This window comes from Arenibacter sp. F26102 (assembly GCF_023015865.1).
Lineage (GTDB): Bacteria > Bacteroidota > Bacteroidia > Flavobacteriales > Flavobacteriaceae > Arenibacter.
Window position 1 is genome coordinate 1 of record NZ_JALKBC010000063.1, and the last position, 414, is coordinate 414.

2 tRNA genes are annotated in these 414 nt (G+C 51.0%); both read left to right on the plus strand.

The features are described from left to right. Positions 1-13 precede the first annotated feature (13 nt). Positions 14-87: transfer RNA gene (locus MWU78_RS22270), tRNA-Ile, on the plus strand. Positions 88-355: 268 nt separating this feature from the next. After that, a tRNA-Ala gene (locus MWU78_RS22275) sits at positions 356-414 on the plus strand.

Here is a 414-nt window from a genome sequence, read left to right on the forward strand (position 1 = left end):
TGGGGATCTGAACAGTCTCATAGCTCAGCTGGTTAGAGCGCTACACTGATAATGTAGAGGTCGGCAGTTCGAGTCTGCCTGAGACTACAAAGTAGACGAGGTGCGGACGAGAAGTTCATGCCGCTGCAAGCGGTAAGTCTGCCTGAGACTACAGGGCCGAGCGTTAAGAAAAAGTCCGGTGGACTTTTATAGCGATGGAGCCGGGTGGCGTGTTGGCCTTTGAGGGTCGGTGCGTTCATCGAAAAAAAGAGTAACACGTTCATTGATTGAAAATATTGAATTAGGAAATTCTAGAAGTTGGGAAACCTGCCGACTATTGACTGGCATCAGCCGACCTATAGGAAAACGGGGGATTAGCTCAGCTGGCTAGAGCGCCTGCCTTGCACGCAGGAGGTCATCGGTTCGACTCCGATA